Annotated in this window: 2 protein-coding genes; both read left to right on the top strand. The window is 69.9% G+C overall.

Features of this window, described 5'->3' with window-relative positions; all coding sequences use genetic code 11:
- The first annotated feature begins 425 nt into the window (after positions 1-425).
- Positions 426-1721, top strand: coding sequence for an aromatic ring-hydroxylating oxygenase subunit alpha (locus tag ACWGI8_RS42970; RefSeq protein ID WP_453668903.1), 1296 nt, complete (start codon positions 426-428; stop codon positions 1719-1721).
- A 2-nt stretch (positions 1722-1723) separates the two neighbouring features.
- Positions 1724-2519: formyltransferase family protein (locus tag ACWGI8_RS42965; RefSeq protein WP_453668902.1), on the top strand; the 796-nt coding region annotated here is incomplete at its 3' end.

Below are 2519 nucleotides of genomic sequence, written 5' to 3'. Positions count from 1 at the left end.
GTGCCGGTGCAGCGACCGCAGCGACCGCAGTGACCGAAGCGATCCATGCAGCCGAAGCGACCCGGGCGCCGGGCGCCGTGACACCACGCGCGCACCACCTCGCGCCCCGGACATCACGATCCGTACGGCGTGCGCCGCGTGGCGACGGGCAGCCGTGGGCACTGTGTTGCTCCGGAGCAGTGGCGCGGTGGCGCAACGGCGCCGCCGGCCCGCCGATAGCCAACCCTCTCCCGTCGTTCCGTCCGTCCTGTCCCGGATCCCGGGCCGACCCGTGCCGCCGCCGCGCATGGAGCAGCGCCGGTGCCTGCCACCAGGCACCCGAGCGAGTTCCACGGCACGGGCGCTCCGGTGCGCAGACCCACACGGCCCGGGGCCGGCACTCCGCCACCGCCTTCCACGCACCTCACCCCGAGGGAGCCCAGCAGATGACGCGCGCGTCCAGCATGTTCGACCTCATCAGCGAGCAGGCCGAGCAGAGGCCCTACTTCGAGTCCGGCGGCATCGGCCGGTCGCACGAGTTCTACACCGGCGAGGAGCAGTACCGGCGGGAGATGTCCCGCATCTACGGCCGGCACTGGCTCCCGGTGGACCATGTCTCCCGCCTCGCGGAGAAGGGCGCCTACAGCACCCTGAACATCGGCAGCGGATCCGTCCTGCTCCTCCACGGCGACGACGGCATCCAGGCGTACCACAACTACTGCCGGCACCGGGGCTACAAGCTCGTGGAGGAGGCCAGCGGCAAGCGGCAGAGCCTCGTGTGCCTCTACCACTGCTGGGTGTACGACCGGAACGGCAAGCTCAAGAGCCTCAACGGCACCTACTTCGACCACTTCTTCGAGAAGGAGAAGAACGGTCTGTTGCCCATCCGCACCGAGATCCGTCACGGCGTCGTCTTCATCACCTTCTCCGACGACGCTCCCGACCTCGACAAGGCTCTGGGCGAGTTCGGGGAGTTCGCGCGCGTCTACGAACTCGCCGACCTGGAATGCGTCCAGGCCAAGGACTACCCGGTCGCCTCGAACTGGAAGCTCGTCGCGCACAACGTCAACGAGAGCCTGCACTTCCCGACCGCGCACAAGGACCTGCACCGCATCACCGACTTCGACGACGCGGGCACGTACGACCTCGAGGGCGACATCGTCGGGGCATGGCAGTCCATCCGCAGCGGCTTCAACTCCGTATCCATGACGGGACGCAGCCGGCGCACGCCCATGCCGCTCGTGCCCGAGGCCGACCGGCAGAGGATCAACTGGATCACCATTCTGCCCAACCTGCTGTTCGGATTCACGACCGACTACGTGATGATGCAGTGGGTCTGGCCCGAGCGCCCCGGCACCTGCTTCGTGCGGCACTTCTGGCTGTTCCACCCCTCCGAGACCGCCAAGAGCGACTTCTCCCACGAAGCCGTGTTCGCCCTGTGGGACAAGGCGAACTACGAGGACTGGGAGATGTGCGAGCGCACCCACCGCGGTCTGTCGAACCCGCTGTGGACCCCCGGTCAGCTCTCCCTCGACGAAGAGGTCGTCTCCCAGATCGACGGCTGGGTCGCCGCCCGGACCGCGGACCCCGCGCAGGACGCGGACAGCAGGAACAGCCTGAACGGCACGCACAGCGCGAGCGGTACGCCCGACACGAGCGGCCCGTCCGGCACGAACGGCACGCCGAACGCGGAGAGCACCGACCCGGCAGGCCCCGCCGAGCCCGCCGCGGCAGAGGGGTGAGCATGACGACCACGTGCTACATCATCGGGGGAACCAGGGTCCTCACCCAGTGCGCCGCACAGCTGCTCGACGCGGGCGTGCGCATCGAGGGAATCCTCAGCGACGATCCGGCGGTCGTCGCGTGGGCCGGCGAACACGCCGTGCCCGTGCTCGACCCGTACGGCGACCTGGCGGCGTCGCTCTCCGAGCGGAAGTTCGACTACCTGTTCAGCATGGTCAACTTCCGCATCCTGACTGCCGACGTCCTTGACCTGCCCGAGGTCGCCGCGGTCAACTTCCACGACGGCCCCCTGCCCCGCTACTCCGGCAGCAACGTCCCGGCCTGGGCCCTTTACGAGGGCGCGACCCGGCACGCGGCGACCTGGCACCGGATGACGGAGGCCGTGGACGCCGGCGGCGTCCTGCTCGAGCGCTGGTTCCCGGTCCGCGACCACTCCACCGCGCTCTCGCTCACGTACGAGACCGCAGAGGTCGGCATCGAGCTGTTCAACGACCTCGTCCCGCACGTCGTGGCGGGCACCCTGCCCGATCCCGTCGACACCGGTGACCGCGAGCGGCGGTTCTACCGGCGGTCCGCCCGCATGGCCTCCGGCGGGCTCGTCCACGCCGGCACCTCGGCCGCCGAGGCCACCCGGATCTCCAAGGCCCTGGACTACGGCAGCTTCCCGAACCCGCTCGGCGTACCCACGCTCGTCACCGAACAGGGCGCCGTTCTCACCCGGCAGATCCGGCTCATCCCCCGGGGCGAGCCCCGCACGGACACCGTCGTGCAGTCGGTGACGACCTCGGCGCTGACCC

The sequence above is a fragment of the Streptomyces sp. NPDC054841 genome (assembly GCF_053611045.1).
This window is presented reverse-complemented; position numbering and strand designations above follow the sequence as displayed.